Source organism: Candidatus Acidulodesulfobacterium ferriphilum, from assembly GCA_004195035.1.
Lineage (GTDB): Bacteria > SZUA-79 > SZUA-79 > Acidulodesulfobacterales > Acidulodesulfobacteraceae > Acidulodesulfobacterium > Acidulodesulfobacterium ferriphilum.
Genome location: SGBD01000002.1, coordinates 297,225 through 318,008 on the forward strand (window position 1 = coordinate 297,225; position 20,784 = coordinate 318,008).

Genomic DNA, 20,784 nt, shown 5'->3' on the forward strand with positions numbered 1-20,784 from the left:
AATTAATCTATCAGTCCGCCGTAAACCGCCTGACCGAATGAAATACCGCCGTCATTGGGGGGGATTTTTTTATTAAAAAAGATATTAAATCCGCTTTCTTTTAAAATTTTACCGCTTTTATCCCTCAAAAAAGCATTTTGGAATACCCCGCCGCTCATACAGACATTTTTGCAGCCTATTCTTAAAGCAATATCCCTTATAATGAGGGCAAGGGTATTTATAAATCTTTCTGCAATATTATTATATAATTCTGCATGTAATTCTGAATTATTATTATTAATAATAATTTTTATAATCTGAAGCAACATAGGGTTATAATCGATTATAAACAGGCCGTTTATTTTATCATAATCCAAGGCATATTCAAAAAAATCGGATTTTTCTATCCCGTAATCCAATGAGCTCCGCTGATTTTCAATTTCCTCTTCCTCGCTGCCGCATAAATTTTCTAAATACACTGCCGCCTCTCCCTCATAAAAAATGTCCCCTTTAAAGCCGCATAAACACGAAACGGCATCAAAAATTCTTCCGCAAGAAGATGTATATGGAGAATTAATTCCACTCTCCCACATCTTAAAAAATATGTTTATATTTTCTAGGGAAAGACCTGTTAAATTCGAAATACCGTCAAATTTAAAATAGTCGCCCATGCCGTTAAAATTATAATTTTTGGCAGATTCATTTCTATTTTTAAAAAAGAGACCAAATAGAAGGCTCAAAAGAACCCTTTGCGGGGATTTAACGGCTTTATCTCCACCAAGAAGCCTGAATTTTTTGAAACTCCCCACCCTCTTTAAATTCATATAGTTTCCCTTAAAAAATTCCCCTCCCCAAATACTTACATCGCTTCCGTCATCCCCGTAACCTGTTCCGTCAAATGCCGCGCCAAAAACTTCATCATTCAACCCCAATCCGTTTTCGGCCATACAGGAAATAATATGAGCCCTGTGATGTTGCAAGGATAAACACTTTATACCTTCTTTTTCAGCTTTTTCTTTAACCCACCTTGTATTTTCATAACCGGGATGGCTGTCGCAAACTATCATATCAGGTTTAAAATTATAAAACCTTTCAAAATCTTCCACATTTTCGGTAAAATTGACGAAGCTGTCAATACCGTCCAAGTCCCCGTTATGCTGGCTTAATATAACCGCTCCCCCGTTATCGTCGTCTCTGCCTTTATATGCTATTGCAAATGTGTTTTTAAGAAAAGAACCCGCCGCAAAAACATTTCTTTTTAAGTTAAAAGGTAATTTAACGGGATCTGGAACATAGCCTCTCGAACGCCTGATAAAAACCGGATCTTCACCTATCATTTTTATAACGGAATCATCGCATCTTCTTAAAATATCCCTGTTATGTATTAAAAAACCGTCCGCGATACCTTTCAGTTTAAAAATAGCCTCCCCGTTATCTTTTATTATCGGTTCTCCGCCTATGTTTGCCGATGTAGCTACTAAAGGTTTCCCAAATAATTCTAAAATAATATAATGAACCGGCGCGTACGGCAAAAATACTCCTATATCCTTCAGTCCGCAGTTTACATAATAAGATAAAGCGCCTTTGTCTTTCAGCAGGCAGACAGGTCTTTCTTTTGATGTCATTAAAGCCGTAGAAATATCATCTGCATAAGCATATTTTAATATCTCGTTTATATCTTTAAACATAACGGCAAACGGTTTCTTCGGCCTATTTTTTCTCTCCCTTAACTTTTTAACCGCTTTATCGTTTGCGGCGTCAGCCATTAAATGAAAACCGCCTATACCTTTAACACAGGCAATCCCGCCATTTTTTAATAGTTCGACCAATGATTTTATGGCATCTAAGCCTTTTGCGTTATTTATATTGCCCGCCGGCAAGCAGGATAATAATTCCGGCGGCTTACAATTCGGCTTACTTAAAACAAATTCAACCCCGGGTCCGCATGAAAAACATCCGTTAGGTTCCGCATGGAACCTCCTGTTTAACGGATTTTTATATTCGCCTTCGCATGCGGGACACATTTTAAACTTATCCATGGCGGTAGATGCCCTGTCGTAAGGCATCCCCTTAATTATCGTAAATCTTGGGCCGCAATCGGTGCAGTTTATGAAAGGATAAAGGTATCTCCTGTCCGAAGGATTTAAAAGCTCCTTTAAACATTCATCGCATATTGCAATATCAGGAGAAGCTATTAAATTGAAATTGCCTTTACCGTTATTGTTCGTATAATTAAGCGGTTTATCCGATTCTTTAATATTAAAATTATTATAAAAAACGGGGGGATTAAAATTGACGGTTTTTGTATTTATAGCCGCCAGAGGGGGTTTTTCTAAATCTAAAAATTTTATAAAATTTGCTAAATCGTTTTCCTTTCCTTCGGCATCGATTGCAACCCCTTCCATATCATTTAAAACATAACCTTTAATGCAATATTTTTCTGCGAGCCTGAAAACAAAAGGCCTAAAACCCACTCCCTGAACCCTGCCTGATAATTTAATTACAGCCCTTTTAATCTTTTTATTATTTTTCATCAGCAAATTCGCGGCAAAAGTTCGCCCGACGGATAGTCCAATAATCTATTAACGCCGTAAATGCCTTTTAAAATAACCTTCCCTTTTAAATCCGGGCTATTATTAATATCATTATTGTTTTCGACAACTCCTATCACCCTTGCATTTTTACCGAGCGGGTGGGATTTAAGAATATCCAAGGCCTTCTTTGCATGCTCAGGCTTGACCGCAAAAACCGCCCTCCCCTCGCATGCAAGTTGATACGGTTCAAAACCCAAAAGCTCGCAAAAACCCCTCACGCCGTCCCTTACCGGAATCTTATCTTCTTCTATGTAAATAGAAACACCCGCGGTTAAAGCCCACTCGTTAAGAACCGCGGCAAGCCCGCCTCTCGTGGCATCTCTTATAGCGCTTACGATAACCCCCTGTTTTAAGGCCGTATCTATCATATCCCATAAAGAAGCGCAGTCGCTTTCCGTTTCCACATCCATATCTATGCCGTCTCTTTGCGACATAATAGCGGCTCCATGGTCACCTACTTCGCCGGAAACAACTATGACATCCCCATCCGCTATATTATAGACGGAAATATTTTCATATAAAACCTCGCCTATTCCGCTTGTATTTATAAAAATACCGTCCGCTTTTCCTCTTGGGACGACCTTTGTATCTCCCGTTACAATCTTGACTCCGCTTTTTTTTGCCTCTTGAGCCGCCGAATTTATAATCTTTTTTAAATCTCCTGTCAAAAATCCTTCTTCTATTATAAGTCCTAAACTTAAAAAAAGCGGTTTCGCCCCCATAACGGAAAGGTCGTTTACCGTTCCCGCAACGGACAATTTTCCTATATCGCCGCCATTAAAAAAGATTGGGCTCACCGTGAAGCTATCGGTAGTAAAGGCTATTTTTTGCGGAGAAGTTAAAATCGCGGCATCTTCCAGCAATTTTATTTGATTTTTTGCATTATCGCTATTTAAACCTGGTCCGTAAAGTTCCCTAAAAAGTATATTAACGATTAATTGGGATGTCTCTTTTCCGCCGCCGCCGTGGGAAAGCAAAATTTTATCGCTATCGTTTAATTTATATGAATTCATAAGTTTATAATTTATAAATGTTTTTTAAAAATTACGATATTTATAATATGCGGCGCACGCCCCTTCAAAAGAAACCATACACGCCCCAATTGGATTTTCGGGAGTACAAACTCCGTCAAACAGGGGGCAATCGTCCGGCTTCAGTCTTCCTTTAAGTATTTCCCCGCATTTACAAGCCGCATTTTCTTTGGCATCATGGGTCGATTTCCCTAATTTATCCGCAAAAACATATTCGGCATCAAAATCTTTAAAGTTATCTTTTAATTTCAGCCCGCTTTTCGGAATATTGCCGAACCCTCTCCATTCGAACCCGTCCCGAACCTCAAAATATTTATCGACTAAGTCCTGCGCCTTTTTATTTCCCTTTTCTTTAACCGCTCTTTTATATGCAATTTCCACCGCTGGATTATCGTTGTTAATCTGTCTGACTATCAAAAGAATTGCGCTTAAAATGTCATAAGGTTCAAATCCCGCAATAACCGCCGATTTTTTATATTTTAGCGGAATATCCGCATAAATACCGCTTCCGGTAACAACGCTTACATGTCCGGGACAGATAAAACCGTCTATTAAATTGTCGTTGGAATCTAAAATAGCATTTATAGGCGGAGGCACAAGAACATGATTAATATAAAATAATATATTTTCGATTTTTTTCGCTATCACTTCTTCGATAAGAGCTGCCGTCATCGGCGCTGTCGTTTCGAACCCTATTGCAAAAAAAATAATCTTTTTATCCTTATTGCTTTTATCCGCCGCTATTTTTATAATATCGAGCGGGGAATATATCATCCTTACATCTCTTCCTTTAGCCCTCTCTTTTATGAGGGAACTATTTGTTCCGGGAACCCGCATCATATCGCCGTAAGCCGCAAGTATAACATCGGGCAAACCCGCAATTTCTATAGCCTTATCGATTCTTTTTATCGGCATAACGCAAACGGGACAACCGGGGCCGTGAAGAAAGCTTATCTTGTCTTTAAGAAGGGTATTCAGTCCGTATTTCATAATGGAATGGGTATGCCCGCCGCATATTTCCATTATATTGATCGTTTTTTTGGCTTCGATGCTTATCAGAGAGGTTAGCCGTTCTATATCGCCTTGTTGCTTAAAAGAGGAATATATGCTCATTCTGACCCGTTCTAACCGGTTTTTAATCCATTTTATTTTCGATTTCCCTGAACAAATTAAGGCTTTCTATTGCTTCATTCTCGTCTATTTTTTGCATCGCGTAACCCACATGGATAAGCAAATAATCCCCTATTTTAGCCTGCTCCTCTAAAAGCATGGTGGATATAAGCCTTTTAGAACCCATCGTATCTACGACGGCAATGTTATCGCCTTTTATTTCTACCACTCTGGAAGGGATTGCGAGACACATCGATTATGTCCAAGTATAGATTAAATTAATATTTCGATACTGCTTTATCTATTATTTATTTTACCCCGTTTATCTATAAAATTCAATGTATAAGATAATACCCAAATTAAATTATTTAATGGACTTTATATAAAAAATAAGTTAAGATAATGTTCACTGTCTTTTACTTGTATAATTTATCATACTTCATGTTTTATATGTCGTTTTCTGTCTAAATTCCGTAAAAATCATTCAGGGCAAAGGTAATACAATAATACAAAGCTGATGTTTTACCGTTTATGAGGTTTCTATGAAAAGATTAAATAACATGGCATACAATTTGCGTCCGCTTAAACAGATGTCGCATCCAACCGACCTTATAAAGCAGTTTACCCCGAATTGGTTTACTATGAATATGGGAACAGGTATTCTGTCGCTTATGCTTGCGGCTTTTCCATATCAGGTTGCAGGATTGCATCTGATAGCGGAGGGCTTATGGATAGTTAACATCGCTTTGTTTATAATTTTTAGCATTCTTTTTATCGGACGCTTTATATTTTATTTTCAATCTGCAAAAAAGCTGCTAAAACATCCTGTGCAATCGATGTTTTTGGGAGCTATACCTATGGGTTTAGCTACTATTATAAACGGATTTTTAATATTTGCAGGAGCGCAAATGACACCCATAGCCTTAAATTTATGGTGGTTTGACGCTTTTATTTCTATAATCGTAGGTTTGTTGGTTCCTTTCTATATGTTTACGAATCAAAAACATAGCATAGAAGACATGACCGCAATATGGCTGCTGCCGATAGTCCCGGCTGAAGTTGCCGCCGCATCGGCAGGTTTCTTAGCTCCGCATGTTGCTCCCGCTATAGGCAGATATGTTATTATCCTCGGTTATGCGCTATGGGCATTTTCCGTTCCCCTTGCTTTCGGCATTCTTGTCATACTGTTCTTGCGTCTTGCATGGCACAAGCTCCCGCACAGGGATATGGCGGTATCTACATGGTTGACATTAGGACCGATAGGCACAGGCAGTTTAGGTTTGCTTCTTCTTGGAAACGATGCGCCTGCGGTATTTACAGGAACAAAACTTTATATTTATGCTAAAACCGCTTATAGCGTCGGACCTATAGGGGGACTAATTATGTGGGGATTCGGCTTTTGGTGGCTGATAATAGCTATCCTTATGACATTCAGGTATATGCAGGAAGACTTGCCTTTTAATATGGGCTGGTGGGGATTTACCTTTCCTCTGGGAGTTTATACTTCGGCAACTATTACACTGTTTAGATTAACGGGAATGGAACTTTTTAAGGTAATCGGCGCTATTTTTGTCATCATGCTTGCGTTTTTCTGGACCGTGGTTACATCGAAAACATTGCATGGAATGTGGCACGGCTACTTATTTAAAGCGCCGTGTTTGTCAATAGAAACCGGACTTCCAGATAAAGATATGAGATGTGCCGATTAATCGAATAAATCCTTTGACAAAGCCCAAAAACCCCAAAATTGCCGGCAAAATTTTTAAAATATTTTAACATTTTCTACGGCAATTTAGGGTAAAACAGGTTCATTGATTTTTTCATAGTAATTTTTATCAAAAGAATAATTATACACCTCGCCTGTTTCTATAATATAATGCCACCCATATATGTTAATTTTTTTGTCCGTTAATTTAGCTTTAATATAAGGATATGAATATAAGTGTTTGACTTGTTCTTTTACATTCTCTCTTTCGGTCAATGACTCCCTTTCTTTTTCATTGAGGTCAAGATTATTACCTGCTGCTAAATTTAACACTATTTTTTTAACATCTTTAGCCAGTTCTAACCATTTTTTTGTATGAGGAATATTCTTTAGATCCTCGTCCGTCATGTATAAAGCCCTACATCCTCCGCAATTTGAATGTCCGCATACGACGATATTTTTTACATCTAATATATTTACGGCATATTCTATCGCGGAAGTGGTTGCCAAAAACTCATTGACAGTCCTATATAACGGGACTATATTGGCAATATTCCTTACGACAAAAAGTTCTCCGGGTAATGACTTAGTGATAAGATTTGGAACAACCCTCGAATCGGAACACCCGATAAAAAGCGTATGCGGATTTTGTTTTGCTCCTATTTTTTTAAAAAGTTCACTATATCTTTTATACTCATTATTATTAAAATTAATTACGCCTTCAAATAAATTATCCATGTTAAACTTCTCCTTTGAAACTGCTTTACGCCATTATAATTTTGTAATTTAAAGGCCTTCTTCCACCCTGTTTCTTCCGTTTTCTTTTGCCCTGTATAAGGCATTATCAACCCGCTTAATAAGACTGTTAATGATGTCTTGCGTATTACCCAAATTATCTTTTTCGCCATATTCTACAGCCCCGAAACTACAGGTAAGCCCGTAAATATATTTAAAGACATTTTCCTCGATTAATTTTCTTAGGCTTTCAGCCTTTGCTTTTGCGTAAGCTAAATTGGTTTCGGGCATTAATATCATAAACTCTTCTCCGCCAAATCTGACAAAAAAATCGGTTTCCCTTAAATTGGTTTTTATAAGATTAGCAAGCTCGATCAAAATATTATCTCCTATCTGATGGCCGTAATTATCGTTTATTTCTTTAAAGTGGTCTATATCGAACATAATTAGAGACAGCGGCCTATTATATCTAAACGCCAGTTTAACATACTCGTCTAAAATATTATCTAATTTTCTCCTGTTAAAAATCCCCGTAAGAGGGTCTGTTTCGGATAACTCTTGAAAGCGTAATTTCTCTTTTTCTAATTCCCTTTCCAGCAACACCTTATCGGTTATATCGAAAAATATAGCGAGAGAGACGAACCGCCCTTGATAAACAATGGTTTGGACATGAAACAATATATATTTTTCTTTGCCCTTTTTGGTAAAAGTATGAAAAGTGTATTCAAAATAAAATTGTTCTCCCTTAAGCCTTCTTTCTATATTGGCTTTGATAACAGGTCTATCTTTTTCCCCAAATAAATCCCATGTGTGCATATCGTAGAGTTCTTTTTCCGGATAACCAAAAAACTCCACGGCTGCGGGATTGGCATAAAGTATCCTCGTGTCATTAATGTAAACCCCTTCGGCCATACCGTTAACTATAGCGCTAAAAAGTTCCTCGTTCTCCTTTAACCTCTTTTCTAATTCTTTCTCTTTAGTAATGTCCAAAAGCACGCAATCTATCATATCTTTTCCGTAGCCATCTTTTTTCAAGCGGCAGGCAATATACACATCGATAATCCTGCCTTTTAAAGTCTTTCTTTTCCCTTCAAATTCATAGACCCCTTTTTTCATTATATTTTTAATAACATTGGCTCTTTCTTCCCCTTCAACATATAAATCCACAATTTTGGTATTAATTAACTCTTCTTTGCCGCTTGCTTCAAAAATTGTTACCATATAATCGTTTACATTAATAAAACGTCCTTCTTCATCTGTTGTTGCCTGATATACTCCGATAGGCAGAAATTTTACAAGGTTATTATATTCGAGATAGGAATCCAGAAGCTTTTTTTCAAGCCCCTTCCTTGCGGAGATATCCCTTGCTATGCAAACACCCATCCTTGTTTTTCCGATATCGAAAATATTATCAACCGCTTCAACCTGTATAATTTTTCCGTCCTTTGTAAGATGATTAGCTTCATAAGTTAAATATCCTTTTGAAGCCAGCTCAATAAAATAATTTTTCATTTTGTCATAATCGGCTTTCGGTATTATATTAAGTGGAGAAAGATTAAGAAACTCGCCTTTAGTATAGCCAAGCCTTTTAAGCCCTGCCTTGTTTGCATCGATAAATCGCGCGGGAAAACCCTCCTTAGAATACTCCATTAAAAAAACCGCATCCCCTACCCCGTCAAAAAGCATTCTGTATTTCTTCTCGCTCTCCTGTATTTTTAACTCCTTGCTTGAAATATTAAATATAAACAGTATTAAAATTATAAAAAATAAAAAGAAACTGGTAATAAAAATCAGGTTTAAAATCAGATGAAAATATGAGGCATCTTTAACCCGGTGTTCGAAAGCCTGTTCCATTAAAGGAGCATAATTCGGACCGGCTTTATACATATTAATGAATAAAGGTTCCATAAACGCACTTTTTGCCATAATTTTATGGTGGATAATAAGGGTAACAAGAATGGGAACTATCAAATTTTTCCAATTGTAATAAGCTTTGTTCTCAAAAGGAAGAACGGTCTTCTCTAAAAAAGGGAATTTTTCAAGATTTTTATTGAATTCTTCAAACCTTTTATTTGTGAGGCCTATTAAGGCGCTTAATTTTAAAAGAGATGATTTTAACCTTTTTTTATCGTTTTTCTGTGAAAAATACACTACATCTTGCGCGGAATCTACGGTCAGCCTTATGCTGTCCGAAAGTTTTATAACCCCCAGCTGAATATTATTATCCGCATTCATATCGTTTTCCATTTTTAAAATAACAGAATTATAAATAATTGCGGAAATAACAATATATGCGGCCAAAATAATAATGCCGAATAAAAATGTTTTCGATTTGATTAATTCGTTGATACTCATCGTAACTCCCCTTCCCCGTCAATGGGATACAAAAGCATGCCTTTTGTGGTTAGTGGGGGGGGTAGAATTAGGTTTTTCAGACTTTTCCCGTGTTTTTATAGCGATATAGGCATCTATCAACATATTCTACCGCTGCAAGGGGGCGGGTGAATCTATACTAAACACCGGATACCCTTTGCGTTTAATCTGATTCATTAAACCGCTGACCGCTTCTTTCACTGAATTAAGCAGCGAACTCTCGCGCTCAAAAGAATCGGGATTATACCGCCTGAACCCGATATATGAATTAATAAGGTAATAACTGGTTATATTATTTTTGCCGATATTACGGTATAATCCGGCGCTGGAATAATAAACATATATTCCCGCCTTTTTGTAAAAAAAATCATTGGCCATCACATGTATCCCATATTTTTTATAAGGATATTTGACGGTAAACCATGTCGGAACATTATCCGCCAACCGCCTGTTTATGAATTTGGTCGGAACGGACGAAAGATTGGAAACCGTATAGCCAAATGTTCCAGCCGCATGGCTTGTTTGAAACATCGCTAAAAATATAAATGAACAAACCGATAAACTAATTAAAATTTTTCTCATTATTTTCTTCCTCTTAAATTAGCTGCTATTAACACATTCAAAATAACCGCGCAGGTATGCTTTTTCACACAAGCATTTAAAATACTTTAAAAAATTCGATTTAGCCTGTATATTCGGGATTTTTTAAGAAACTTTTTTAGTTATAACTTATTTTAATATTGATTAGGCTATCATAACATATCGATATTATGCAAGATATATTTTTTGGGAAATATTAATTATTGACTTAAAATAAGATAATATAGTATCATTAATCATAACGCAAAACACGAAAGAGGGGCTGTAGCTCAGTTGGCAGAGCGCTTGCATGGCATGCAAGAGGTCGTCGGTTCGACCCCGATCAGCTCCACCATTAAAAGCATCGATAAATAAGCCTTCATCAGACCTTGATAATCCATTCTATGCAGTTTATATTAAGAAAGCGGGTATTAACGAATTAATCACGGCATAAATTTAAATTTGTCAAAGCATGTCTTTGACGCAAGGCGGAATACCGGAATAAAAAATTTTAACGGTGATTTAAGGTCAGATATTGATTTCCTCGCCATAGTCCGGAATATAGGCATTAAATCCGTTTTGTTTGAGCTTGTCTTTATATATTTTCATAACATTTTCGTCGCCGTGGACTAAGCATACTTTTTGAGGCTTGGTCTTTACGGCGGTTATCCATTCTATAAGTTCATTCTGGTCCGCATGAGACGAGAACCCGTTTATCGTATGAATCTGCGCATTTACTTTAAAGCTTTCGCCTAAAATATTCACTTCTTTTTCTTTTTCGACTATAAGCCTTCCCAGAGTCCCCTTAGCTTGATAGCCGACAAATATAACGGCATTTTCTTTTTTCCAGATGTTATGCTTTAAATGATGGAGAATCCTGCCGCCGTGAAGCATTCCGCTTCCGGCAATGATAATAGCCCTTCCTGATACATTATTAATTTGCTTCGATTCTTCGATATCTCTTACGATATTTAAATACGGAAAGTCGAAGGGGTCGCCTTTTTTAAAAAGCGGAATTTTATCCTCTTTAAAATAAGAAAAATTTTGAACAAATATATCGGTTACACTTAAAGCAAGCGGGGAATCCAAAAACACCTTGCATGACGGAAGAAGACCCTGTTCGTAAAATTCCCTAAGCATATAAAGTATATCCTGCGCCCTCTCCGTAGCATAGCTTGGAATCAAAACATTGCCGTTGTTTTTGAGCGTATCCGTGATTGCCGCTAAAAATTCTTCTTTAGATTCCTGAAAACTTCTGTGATTTCTGTCTCCGTAAGTTGTTTCGGTGTACACTATATTTGCTTCATCGGGATATTCAAAGTTTTTAACTATAGGTTTTTCTTTGTTTCCCAAATCACCTGAAAAGATAACCGATTTATCACCCTTCTTTATTTTTACGAAAGATGAACCCAGAATATGTCCTGCGTCGCGAATTTCTACAACAAACCCGTTTTTTAAATCGTAAGGCTTATCGTATTCTAAAACAGGATTAAAAAAATCGAACGAGTTTAAAACATCTGATTCGTCATATAAAAGTTCCGGCTTTTTTTCGTTTTTCCTTAAAGATTTTTTTAATTCGTATTTATAATTTTCAAATATTATCTTTCCGGTATCCAAAAGCAAAATCTTTGAAAGTTGATATGTCGGTTTAGTGCATAAAATTTGCCCTTTAAATCCGTTTTTTACCAAAAAAGGGATTCTGCCGCAATGGTCTATATGGGCATGGGTAAGTATTAAATAATCAATCTTTTTAGGATCGAAATCCAGTTCATAATTTTTATCCTCAAAATCCCTTTCCTGAAACAGTCCGCAATCCACCATTATATTGATGCCGTCTTTATCGCCGGTTAACAGGTGGCAGCTTCCGGTCACATTTTTTGCGGCTCCGAAGGATTTTATAATCATTTTTACTTTATAATAATGTTAATATAACACCTAAAATGCGGTTAAAACCTCAGTTTTAAACCAATCTCCGGGCCGGCAAATGTCAGACTTCCGTCAACATTGCTGACATTGACATGCACCTTATCGTAAACATAATCGGCAAATACCGCTAACGGTTTTATCGGATAATAATTAATGCCCGCATTAACATGTTCATAGTAGCCCCTTGAACCGATTGTGAACCCCTGTATCTTTCCGATAATAGACAGAAAGTCCAGTGGCGCAATTTTTAATCTTGCGCCGATTAAGGGGATCGGGGCATCGATGGTCCTTGATTCGTAATAGCCGAGGGTAGGTGCGTCAAGCTCGGCTTTAGCGGTTATCGCGTTAACGCCGATGCCTAAACCGAGAGCCACATACCTGTCCAAAGAAAAATTATGGGTAAAGAAAAGTTTATAACTGTAAAGGTCTAATGTTGAATTTACCTGCGTATTTGCCGTGTATGTTTGGCCGTTAAAATTGATTGACTGGGAAATTATTTTTGACCCGCTGTAAGTATATGGAACATAAGTAAAAGAAACCCTGTTCGTGTACAAAAACAAAAGCACGGCTTTAAACATCGGTTCGGTTTTAGAAGTTGGAAGACCTATATCGGAAGGGGTAATGTTTGTCGGTACCAAAGAACTGCCCGAGTTTCCCACTGATACATTGCCGGATAAATGCTGAAAGTATGCCCCGCCTTTCAGTTCAAGTCCGAGTATACCTGAAGCATAAGCCTTAGGCGTATTTAAGGGTATGAAAGATATTAAAATCAAGCCGGCAAAAGCGGCAAAAATAAAAATAATAGATGAGCGGAATAATTTTAGAGATTTATTATTGTTCATAATAAATACCTCCTATTTATTAAAAGTCGTTTATTTATTATATATTTATATTGCGAATATAGATTGTCTCTTTTTAACTTTTTTATTTTTTATTTTATTATTGTTAATATTTATTTTAAAACTTGTCAAGATATTTTTCTTGCTTTCAATAATGTATAAAATATAATATAATTCTTGCATATTTAACGGGTCTTTTTTGTTTCAACAAATTTACATAACGGGGGTCCATTATTTTAATGAATTTTAAATATCTGGAAAACCTTACAAAGGTGGTCGAAGGAGTACTTTCAAATTATAACATAACCTATGCATGGATAGGTATAAAAAAAGATAATTTCCTAATCCAGCCGATTCTTTCCATAGGATTCGAAAAATCTTTTCTCGATGAAATCGAGATAAGATGGGACGACTCGAAATACGGAAACGGTCCGACGGGAAGATCGGTTAAAAGCGGCAAGCCCGTTGTATTAAACGATGTAAATAACGACCCCTCCTATAAATCTTTTTTAGTTTATGCCGAAAAATACGGCTATAAATCCTCTGCGGCAATTCCCCTTAAAATGGACGATACAATTTTAGGTTCGCTCAATGTCTATTCTAAAAGAAAAAACTATTTCTCGGACAGGCTAATGAGTGAAATCACGGCTTTTAGCGAAGCGTTATCCCCGCTCATATATAATACGATAATCAAAGAACCGCATCTCAATGAAAAACTGACGGAATACATGGAAGTGCTTTACGATATAACACTCAATATAAATAAGGGGGTAATGTCCGATTTAAATATAAATTACTTAATCTTAGACGCATTATCCATTATCGAAAAACTGCTTATGGCTGACGGTTCCGAATTTATAATTTATAATAGAACGACGCATAAGCCCGAATTAAATGTTCCTTCGAAACTATGGATAAAAAATTTTAGGAAATCGTCTTCGGATGAAGTTTTTCATGGAATAACGCCTGCCCTTGATTTTTTACTCAGCAGCTCGAAACCTTACACCTATGACTATACGAAATTTCCTCCCGCCATCCCGTTTTATTTAAAAAAGGGGCTTAAAACCATAGGCGGCGCTTCTATGAAGGCATACGTGTATGACAGGCAGTATGAAGCCGTGCTAGTTCTTGCGAGAAAATATAACAAGTTGTTTAAAGAAAGCGAACTCAGCCTGCTCCGGCTCCTATCACAGCTTTTTTTCTCGAGCTATGCCGTAAACAAGTATATGTCGAATATAACCGCTCTCAGTAAAGACCTCGATATTCTTTCCCATATCGATGTTTTAACGAATACATATAACAAAGAATCCTTTATGATGCTTCTTAACGAAGAAATAAACCGCTATAAAATAGCAAAGGAAAGTTTTGTTATCGGGATAATCGACATCGATAATTTTAGCCACATAAACGATACTTACGGCTACTCGATAGGCGACATCCTGATAAAAATGGTTGCCGAATACTTAGAAGAAAGCCTTTCAAAATTTGGAATAATAGCGAGGTTAAGCGGTGATGAATTTGGCGTGATTATGCAAAACACGACTAAAAAAATTGCAAATTCTACTTTAAATAAGCTGATTTCGGATTTATCCGATAAAAAGTTTAATTTGGACAATATCTCGTTAAATTTAGGCATCACGGCAGGCATTGCAGAATTTCCGTCCGACGCGTCTCTCACGGATGAACTTCTGTCCATTGCCGATAACGCCCTTCATTTTGCCAAAGAAGAAGGAAAAAGCATGGTGGGGTATAAGGAAATTGCAAAAAATTATATAATTAAAAGCTCCAAGACCGATTTAATTTACAAAGCTATCGAACAGGACCTCTTTCTGCCCGCATTTCAACCGATAAGAAATATCGGCGATCTTGCAATTTACGGCTATGAATCCCTTGCAAGAATTAGAATGAACGGTGCGGTGTACTCGGCCTACGAATTTATTGACACGATAGAAAAGCTTAATCTTATTAACAAACTCGATTTTATTTTAATGGAAAAGGCTTTTGATATTTTTAACAGGTTTTCAATGGATAACGCAATAGAAACAAAGCTTTTTTATAATATAAATCCCGGCATGTTTAAAAACGTAAAAAATATCGACGAATTAAAGAAAACAATTAGAAAACATAATATGGAAGGAAAATTGTTCTTCGAAATTACGGAAAGAGAAACTCTCCCAAATTTAGAAGGATTTTCAAAATTTGTTAAGATTATGGACGAAGAGGGAATATTTTTTGTGCTGGACGACTTTGGAAGCGGATATTCTTCCCTTAATTATCTTAAGTATCTTCCATCGACCCCTATTATAAAAATCGACGGCTCTTTCATTAAAAACTGCCATAAGAATAAAAGGGATGCCAGCCTTGTCGAGGGAATAGCGACACTGGCAAAAAGCATAGATATCATCCCGTTAGCCGAATTTGTCGAAAACGAAGAAATACTGACCGAATTAAAACAGAGGGGCATAGAGCTTGTTCAAGGATATTACACAGGCGAGCCTTCATTCGATATCAGCCTTTAACCTTTATACCCTAAAAACGCCGCAGGGTAAAGCCGTGCACAGTATCTTCGGAATATTCGCAACAACAACAGATGCGAAACAGCTTTAACGGCCGGCTAATAATTTAGAATGAATAGATTTTTTCATTTTATAAAGCCTTTTATCGCCCTTTAGATACAAATCGTCAATTGTTTTTCCGTCTTCAAGATATGTCGCAAAACCCATCGAAGTACTAAGATTTATTATTGCATCATCTTCCAATATAAATTTCTTGTTTTTAAGCTCGTCTTTTATCTTTTTAATTATGCTCTTAGCGCCGCCTGCGTCGGTGTCCGGAAGTATCACCATAAACTCGTCTCCCCCGAATCTCGATATGACATCACAGCTTCTTAAAGATTCCTTTAAAAAATTAACAAACATTTTTAATGTTATGTCACCGATTTTATGTCCGTACTTATCGTTAATATCTTTAAAATTATCGAGGTCGAACATTAAAATTGAAAATATAGCTTTGTTCCTGCCTGCCCTTGCTATCTCTTTTTCCAAAAAACTTTCGGCAAATCTTCTATTGAAAGCCTCTGTCAGGGGATCGACGGTTGCGTAAAAATGAGCTTCTTTATATACCTTTAGCGCCATTATGTAGGATGATATGGTGTTGGCAACATCAACTACAAAGTTTACTACTTCATCCGTAAAGTAATCTTTTTCCAGATTAAAAATATGAATTAACCCCTGAACTCTTGAATTAAAAGATATGGGGACACATATATAACCGCCACTTTTTTGGGGATATATATGGTAGCGGCAGGTATAGTCCTCATTTATATCTTTTACGGTAAAAGGCTTATTTTCTCTTATTATATAACAAAGCGAAGGGTTATGGGTAACCTCTTTAGATTCGATAAAGACATCGCCGACAGGTTTTAACGAGGTTACGATATTAACCCTTTGCGAGTCAAAATCTATATTTTTTATTAATATCTGATTAGCTTTTACATTTTGTTTTAAAAAAATAAGCGCATCATGATAAATATCCTCTTCGTTTATTTCCCCTTGAATTTTTTTGATAAAATCGTTAAATTTCCTGAGCCTTTCCTGCGTACTAAGCAATTCCTCTTTTTGTTTTTTAAGTTTATTTTCATTTTCTTTTACTTCGGTTATATCCGTTAATATGCAAAACCTGCCTGAATACTTGCCGTCATCATTGTAAATAGGAGTGGTAATCCTTCTTATGTATTTAACTTTATGGTTTAACTTGCGGGATATAATAGTTTTAAGCTGTTTTGGAGCGTTTTCGGCATCGCCGTTAATTTTTTTGGGAAAGAAAGGCACCAGAGTTTTAATAGATTTATCGACTTTTATCAATTTAAATAAATCCGAAGCTTTGGAACCCCTTAATTCAATTCCTTTTTTGTCAAGTCCGTATATTTCCATAAAAGCTTCGTTATAGTCGATTATCGTGTTATTTGTATCGTAAAATATAAAGCCGTCTGGAATATTTGAAAGCACATTTTTGCAAATATCGAGCTTTTCCATTTACAACTCCATAAATTACAATAAATTGCAATTTTTCGTTTTACCAGCTAAAGAGATAAGAATTTATAAATTTTTTTTAATGGTCGGGACGACTGGATTTGAACCAGCGACCCCTTGCTCCCGAAGCAAGCTTTATGGCTTGTAAGTTAGTAAAATTATTAATAAATTTATGCCTACTTATAATTTAGTAGTAATATAGTAGTAAGACGAATTAGAAAATGTTTTGTCATGATGAATTAAACCTGCTTCGTTTTTAATTTTTATGCAAATACTATCTTACGCCTTTTTCCTGCTTAACTCTTTCGTAAAGCCAGATTTTAACCAACGCACCCCTATCTACGCCTATTTTCATTCTTATATCGTCTATTTCTTTAACTAAAGACTCTGATACGTCGATTGTAAGGCGAACTTTTTTACCTCCGCGCGTTATAACGGCCTTAGAAATGTCAATAAGGTCGGTAATGTCCTCTCCTTCGTCGAAACGGCGGTCGAATTCTTCTGCGGTTTTAGTTAAAATATTTTTCTTCATATAATTTTACCTCTTTTTTTCTTGAACGTCTTGCCGAAATAATTCTTATGGCGTTTCCCCTTATCGTAAAAATAACCGTCCATAATTTTCTGTTAAGTTTTCCTATGGTAATAAATCTATTTTCTATCGGATATGGGGCAATAATTTCAATACGGTTTTCATCTAAAAATATATTTTTTGCGGTTTCAAAATCAATGCCGTGTTTAATTTTATTTGAATTACTTTTGGACTCGTCCCATTCGAAATTCATAATATCATTTTTACATATTTTATACAAATATGCAACAATATCTGGTTATAATTATATTATATAAATATTAAAAACAAATATAAAATTTATAGCAAGTCAAATGTTGTCGTAAAATACGCAACGCCCGTCTTCAAATAACATTTCCAACGGTATTCCTATCCTCTTTTCAACTTCAGCACTCGAACAATCGAAAGAATTTTCCAATAACACCTGAACTATATGATTGGCATCTCTTTTAGAAAAGAATTTAACCAGTCTTACAGCATTAATGATATTAGCGTTCATTTTGCTTCCTGTAATTATTTTTTTAAGAGCTTCCTCATCAGCTTTATTTTTATGTGGTTTTGTCATTGGGCGTTTAAATGTTTTTGTCATCGTCCTGAAATCCCTGCCGTTTACACCGGAGAGAGAATTATTGAAAAGCTTGGCTATATTGTAATATGATACACCGTTTTTAAGCAAAAATTCTATATCTTTTCTTGGGTCAACATAAATTTTTTTAAGGAACTTTCCATATAGGAAATATATATCGTTAGACGATAATTTAAGTTTTTCATTCCTGCAAATATCGTCAAGATAATCTTTGACCGCAAAAAAATCCGAATCCTTAGAAAAATCATAAAAACCTTTTTGAGACAAGAGGGTATGTGTTAAGCTGTTATCATTGATTCCATATTTTTTCAATAATTCGCCCCATTTGTTATAATCTATTTTTCTTGCTTTAATAATTTTAACAAATTCTTTTACCCTTTCATCGGATAAATCTATACTGGAAATAAACTTTTTATACAGGCTCGGCTCTTTTCTTAAGCTCTTTTCCTTCCTCTCTCTTTTCCTTAATTCAATGATTTTTAAATCCTTGTATCCTAAACCAAGATATTCGGCAATATAACCGACCTTTAATCCAGCCTCGTATAGTTTGTCCGCAATGTATTCGTATTTAATCATTTTTGAATTCCAAAATTGGTAAAAATACAACCTATTATGTCTTTCCAAAACATTTTATCATAAATATATGAACAATAATGAAGAAAAATTATACGGTATGCATGAAGCGGCAGAATATCTTGGAATCTGCTACCGCACTATGCAAAATATCGTCTATGCAAGGGAGATCGGTTTCGTAAGAATAAGGAAATATTACAAGTTTCGCGAATCTGACCTTAAAAAATATATAGAAAAGAATTACATAAAACCGGTTAATTAAGACGTAGGAGGTAAAACTTATAATGGAAATTAAGGAGAAAAGCAATATCACAGTGTATGTTGCAGATTTTGATGAGAATTTTTTTTATTTGGTTTCTTCTGACCCTATGACTGAAAATTACGTATCAGACAATTATATTTACATTTTACCAAAAACTAAAGCTTGTTTTAAGGAATTCCCGCATCAATTTATGGAAACAACGGTATATATTGAAAAAATTACAGGACGCGAAGTTTACCTATCACAAGTTCATTGGTTATATATGAAAAATCTAATCAAAGCCGAACTCGGTCTAGAAGTGAAAATTATTAAACGCTATCCTGGCATACTTACGGTAGGAGAACTTAGAACACCAAATCAGGGAATTGATAAAGCAGCATTAAAAAAGCTATCGGAAAAATTTTCGGAAAAAATTTATATAAAACCTTTAAATACTCATCTAAATCAAAGTAAATTAATATGATAGACACGGAAAAGTTAAAAACGATTGAGGCGGAAACGGTTTTAAATGCTCTTGGACTTCCATATAAAAAAACTGGAGACAGGCTAATGGCATTGGCAGTTTACAGAGACGAAAATACTGAAAGCATTTCAATCCAAAAACGTGACGAAAAATGGCTATGGAAAGATTTCGGAACAGGAAAGGGCGGCAGTTGGATCGACCTTGTTATGTCTGCTTTGAGTTTAAACTATATTGACGCTATAAAATTTTTAAATAATATAGAAAATGCGGAAATAAATAACGACTACTATAAGAAAAACTTTTCTTTTGGCTGCCAAAAAGAAAAAGAATTTAAGCCAACTGCCTTTGAAATAACAACTATCACCGAGATAAAAAACTTCGAATTAATTGATTATCTTCACTCACGAGCCGTATATTTTATACCGGACTGGCTCAAACAGATAAATTATTCCATTATTAAAAATAATAAGACTTATCTAAATTCCGCCTTAGGCATAAAAAATTCTGCCGGAAGGTACGCATTAAGAAACGAAAAAATAAAAATGAATATCGGGAAAAGCGCATATTCTTTATTCTCCAAAGACCCCAAAAAACAGCTAATTTTTGTAGTCGAAGGAATGTTCGACGGTTTAACCGTCGCAGAAAAGATGAAAGGTAGATTGTACGACTTAATAATTTTAAATTCCGTAAAAAATCTTAACGGACTTGTTTTAAAAATCTTATCAAATTACAAAAATATAATCCTCGCACTTGATAACGACGAAGGCGGCAAAGAAGCGCAAAATAGAATTATCCGGCATATTAAAAGCGTTCCTATAAATAAACTAACCTTTAAAGCTAAAGACTTAAACGAAGCTTTAATTTTAAAAGAAAAAATAGGAGTTGCCCTATGCCAGCTATAGCGCCAATAACATTTAAACCGGAAGAAACAAAAAAGGTGTTTTGTCCTGTTCTTATGAAAGAATCGGATTGCGAACTGTTTTTTGGAAAATACTGCGGTAAAAATCTACCTGAAAGAATGGAATGCGCAAGGCTTCTTGATACTCCAAGCATATACGGCTTAATTCCGCATGGGTCATTTTTATATCATTTCATTGAATACTGCAATAAAATAACGGACGCTCCCGATATTTTTGCGTTCGCTGCAGGGTTAACCGCAATTTCTGCTATTTTGCAAAAAAATGTTTTTATGAAATGGACTGGGGGCAAACTCTACGCTAATATGTATATCCTGATGATTATGAAATCAGGCGGAAGGAAAAGCACGGTCTTAAGGGTATTAAAACAAATAATTGAAAATTTCGATACGGAAGACGGCTCTTTGATTTATCCTTCCGACGTAACGCCCGAAGCGTTTTACATGGTTGCTCAGGGTAGGCCTTACGGAACGTTTTTTCACGGAGAGTTCGGCGGATGGCTTAAATCGCTTG

The 20,784-nt window shown here is 35.9% G+C and carries 19 protein-coding genes and 1 tRNA gene; 7 read left to right on the forward strand and 13 right to left on the reverse strand.

What is annotated here, in order from left to right; translation table 11 throughout:
* Positions 1–2 precede the first annotated feature (2 nt).
* From hypF to EVJ47_05820, 4 genes are read right to left on the reverse strand one after another with little or no spacing between them, the layout of a single operon-like run.
* The gene (gene hypF / locus EVJ47_05805) at positions 3–2,513 is read right to left on the reverse strand and encodes a carbamoyltransferase HypF (GenBank protein ID RZD14678.1); all 2,511 of its coding nucleotides are present in this window, start codon (positions 2,511–2,513) and stop codon (positions 3–5) included.
* The gene (gene hypE / locus EVJ47_05810; protein ID RZD14679.1) at positions 2,513–3,586 is read right to left on the reverse strand and encodes a hydrogenase expression/formation protein HypE; all 1,074 of its coding nucleotides are present in this window, start codon (positions 3,584–3,586) and stop codon (positions 2,513–2,515) included. Before hypE ends, hypF begins: the two co-directional genes overlap by 1 nt.
* A gap of 24 nt (positions 3,587–3,610) precedes the next feature.
* Positions 3,611–4,717, reverse strand: coding sequence for a hydrogenase formation protein HypD (gene hypD, locus EVJ47_05815; protein RZD14680.1), 1,107 nt, complete (start codon positions 4,715–4,717; stop codon positions 3,611–3,613).
* Positions 4,718–4,739: 22 nt separating this feature from the next.
* Positions 4,740–4,967, reverse strand: coding sequence for a HypC/HybG/HupF family hydrogenase formation chaperone (locus tag EVJ47_05820; GenBank protein RZD14681.1), 228 nt, complete (start codon positions 4,965–4,967; stop codon positions 4,740–4,742).
* Positions 4,968–5,274: 307 nt separating this feature from the next.
* Between EVJ47_05820 and EVJ47_05825 the strand changes: the two genes are divergently transcribed.
* Entirely contained in the window at positions 5,275–6,423 is a 1,149-nt protein-coding gene (locus EVJ47_05825; GenBank protein ID RZD14707.1) for a C4-dicarboxylate ABC transporter, read from the forward strand.
* 83 nt (positions 6,424–6,506) lie between these two features.
* On the opposite strand, the gene EVJ47_05830 is transcribed toward EVJ47_05825, so the two are convergent.
* The 3 genes from EVJ47_05830 to EVJ47_05840 all read right to left on the reverse strand — a co-directional run bounded on the left by EVJ47_05830 (position 6,507) and on the right by EVJ47_05840 (position 10,109).
* Positions 6,507–7,157 carry a carbonic anhydrase gene (locus tag EVJ47_05830; protein RZD14682.1) on the reverse strand — a complete coding sequence of 217 codons (651 nt, stop codon included), beginning with the start codon at positions 7,155–7,157 and terminating at the stop codon, positions 6,507–6,509.
* A gap of 48 nt (positions 7,158–7,205) precedes the next feature.
* A complete protein-coding gene (locus tag EVJ47_05835; GenBank protein ID RZD14683.1) occupies positions 7,206–9,509 on the reverse strand; it encodes a diguanylate cyclase in 2,304 nt (767 codons plus the stop codon).
* A 126-nt stretch (positions 9,510–9,635) separates the two neighbouring features.
* The gene (locus EVJ47_05840; protein RZD14684.1) at positions 9,636–10,109 is read right to left on the reverse strand and encodes a hypothetical protein; all 474 of its coding nucleotides are present in this window, start codon (positions 10,107–10,109) and stop codon (positions 9,636–9,638) included.
* Between the two features lie 276 nt (positions 10,110–10,385).
* Here EVJ47_05840 and EVJ47_05845 point away from each other — a divergent pair.
* A tRNA-Ala gene (locus tag EVJ47_05845) sits at positions 10,386–10,461 on the forward strand.
* Between the two features lie 173 nt (positions 10,462–10,634).
* Here the strand turns inward: EVJ47_05845 and EVJ47_05850 are convergent.
* Positions 10,635–12,011, reverse strand: a complete 1,377-nt coding sequence (locus tag EVJ47_05850; GenBank protein ID RZD14685.1) for an MBL fold metallo-hydrolase — start codon at positions 12,009–12,011, stop codon at positions 10,635–10,637.
* A 41-nt stretch (positions 12,012–12,052) separates the two neighbouring features.
* Positions 12,053–12,874 (reverse strand): hypothetical protein, encoded by an 822-nt coding sequence (locus EVJ47_05855; GenBank protein RZD14686.1) that lies wholly within the window; start codon positions 12,872–12,874, stop codon positions 12,053–12,055.
* A 236-nt stretch (positions 12,875–13,110) separates the two neighbouring features.
* Between EVJ47_05855 and EVJ47_05860 the strand changes: the two genes are divergently transcribed.
* On the forward strand, positions 13,111–15,390 hold the full coding sequence (locus EVJ47_05860; GenBank protein ID RZD14687.1) for an EAL domain-containing protein: 2,280 nt from the start codon (positions 13,111–13,113) through the stop codon (positions 15,388–15,390).
* 84 nt (positions 15,391–15,474) lie between these two features.
* Here EVJ47_05860 and EVJ47_05865 read toward each other — a convergent pair whose 3' ends face one another.
* The 4 genes from EVJ47_05865 to EVJ47_05880 form a co-directional block, all read right to left on the reverse strand.
* Positions 15,475–16,905: a diguanylate cyclase gene (locus EVJ47_05865; protein RZD14688.1), complete on the reverse strand. Its 1,431-nt coding sequence runs from the start codon at positions 16,903–16,905 to the stop codon at positions 15,475–15,477.
* Positions 16,906–17,176: 271 nt separating this feature from the next.
* Positions 17,177–17,434: a CopG family transcriptional regulator gene (locus EVJ47_05870; GenBank protein RZD14689.1), complete on the reverse strand. Its 258-nt coding sequence runs from the start codon at positions 17,432–17,434 to the stop codon at positions 17,177–17,179.
* Positions 17,412–17,684 (reverse strand): BrnT family toxin, encoded by a 273-nt coding sequence (locus tag EVJ47_05875; GenBank protein RZD14690.1) that lies wholly within the window; start codon positions 17,682–17,684, stop codon positions 17,412–17,414. Before EVJ47_05875 ends, EVJ47_05870 begins: the two co-directional genes overlap by 23 nt.
* Before the next feature lie 96 nt (positions 17,685–17,780).
* Positions 17,781–18,632, reverse strand: a complete 852-nt coding sequence (locus tag EVJ47_05880; protein RZD14691.1) for a hypothetical protein — start codon at positions 18,630–18,632, stop codon at positions 17,781–17,783.
* Between the two features lie 67 nt (positions 18,633–18,699).
* Here EVJ47_05880 and EVJ47_05885 point away from each other — a divergent pair, with 67 nt between their 5' ends.
* The 4 genes from EVJ47_05885 to EVJ47_05900 form a co-directional block, all read left to right on the forward strand.
* Positions 18,700–18,891 carry a DNA-binding protein gene (locus EVJ47_05885; GenBank protein RZD14692.1) on the forward strand — a complete coding sequence of 64 codons (192 nt, stop codon included), beginning with the start codon at positions 18,700–18,702 and terminating at the stop codon, positions 18,889–18,891.
* Positions 18,892–18,913: 22 nt separating this feature from the next.
* A complete protein-coding gene (locus EVJ47_05890; protein RZD14693.1) occupies positions 18,914–19,354 on the forward strand; it encodes a hypothetical protein in 441 nt (146 codons plus the stop codon).
* A complete protein-coding gene (locus tag EVJ47_05895) occupies positions 19,351–20,256 on the forward strand; it encodes a hypothetical protein (GenBank protein RZD14694.1) in 906 nt (301 codons plus the stop codon). The genes EVJ47_05890 and EVJ47_05895 overlap by 4 nt, the downstream gene beginning before the upstream one ends.
* The coding region (locus EVJ47_05900) for a DUF3987 domain-containing protein (protein ID RZD14695.1) at positions 20,244–20,784 on the forward strand (541 nt) is incomplete at its 3' end. The genes EVJ47_05895 and EVJ47_05900, both read left to right, overlap by 13 nt.

Excerpts from the sequence above, each read along its gene's own strand:
- hypF (RZD14678.1), bottom strand. The coding sequence starts at position 2,513 with ATGAAAAATAATAAAAAGATTAAAAGGGCTGTAATTAAATTATCAGGC.
- hypE (RZD14679.1), bottom strand. The coding sequence starts at position 3,586 with ATGAATTCATATAAATTAAACGATAGCGATAAAATTTTGCTTTCCCAC.
- hypD (RZD14680.1), bottom strand. The coding sequence starts at position 4,717 with ATGAGCATATATTCCTCTTTTAAGCAACAAGGCGATATAGAACGGCTA.
- EVJ47_05820 (RZD14681.1), bottom strand. The coding sequence starts at position 4,967 with ATGTGTCTCGCAATCCCTTCCAGAGTGGTAGAAATAAAAGGCGATAAC.
- EVJ47_05825 (RZD14707.1), top strand. The coding sequence starts at position 5,275 with ATGGCATACAATTTGCGTCCGCTTAAACAGATGTCGCATCCAACCGAC.
- EVJ47_05830 (RZD14682.1), bottom strand. The coding sequence starts at position 7,157 with ATGGATAATTTATTTGAAGGCGTAATTAATTTTAATAATAATGAGTAT.
- EVJ47_05835 (RZD14683.1), bottom strand. The coding sequence starts at position 9,509 with ATGAGTATCAACGAATTAATCAAATCGAAAACATTTTTATTCGGCATT.
- EVJ47_05840 (RZD14684.1), bottom strand. The coding sequence starts at position 10,109 with ATGAGAAAAATTTTAATTAGTTTATCGGTTTGTTCATTTATATTTTTA.
- EVJ47_05850 (RZD14685.1), bottom strand. The coding sequence starts at position 12,011 with ATGATTATAAAATCCTTCGGAGCCGCAAAAAATGTGACCGGAAGCTGC.
- EVJ47_05855 (RZD14686.1), bottom strand. The coding sequence starts at position 12,874 with ATGAACAATAATAAATCTCTAAAATTATTCCGCTCATCTATTATTTTT.
- EVJ47_05860 (RZD14687.1), top strand. The coding sequence starts at position 13,111 with ATGAATTTTAAATATCTGGAAAACCTTACAAAGGTGGTCGAAGGAGTA.
- EVJ47_05865 (RZD14688.1), bottom strand. The coding sequence starts at position 16,905 with ATGGAAAAGCTCGATATTTGCAAAAATGTGCTTTCAAATATTCCAGAC.
- EVJ47_05870 (RZD14689.1), bottom strand. The coding sequence starts at position 17,434 with ATGAAGAAAAATATTTTAACTAAAACCGCAGAAGAATTCGACCGCCGT.
- EVJ47_05875 (RZD14690.1), bottom strand. The coding sequence starts at position 17,684 with ATGAATTTCGAATGGGACGAGTCCAAAAGTAATTCAAATAAAATTAAA.
- EVJ47_05880 (RZD14691.1), bottom strand. The coding sequence starts at position 18,632 with ATGATTAAATACGAATACATTGCGGACAAACTATACGAGGCTGGATTA.
- EVJ47_05885 (RZD14692.1), top strand. The coding sequence starts at position 18,700 with ATGAACAATAATGAAGAAAAATTATACGGTATGCATGAAGCGGCAGAA.
- EVJ47_05890 (RZD14693.1), top strand. The coding sequence starts at position 18,914 with ATGGAAATTAAGGAGAAAAGCAATATCACAGTGTATGTTGCAGATTTT.
- EVJ47_05895 (RZD14694.1), top strand. The coding sequence starts at position 19,351 with ATGATAGACACGGAAAAGTTAAAAACGATTGAGGCGGAAACGGTTTTA.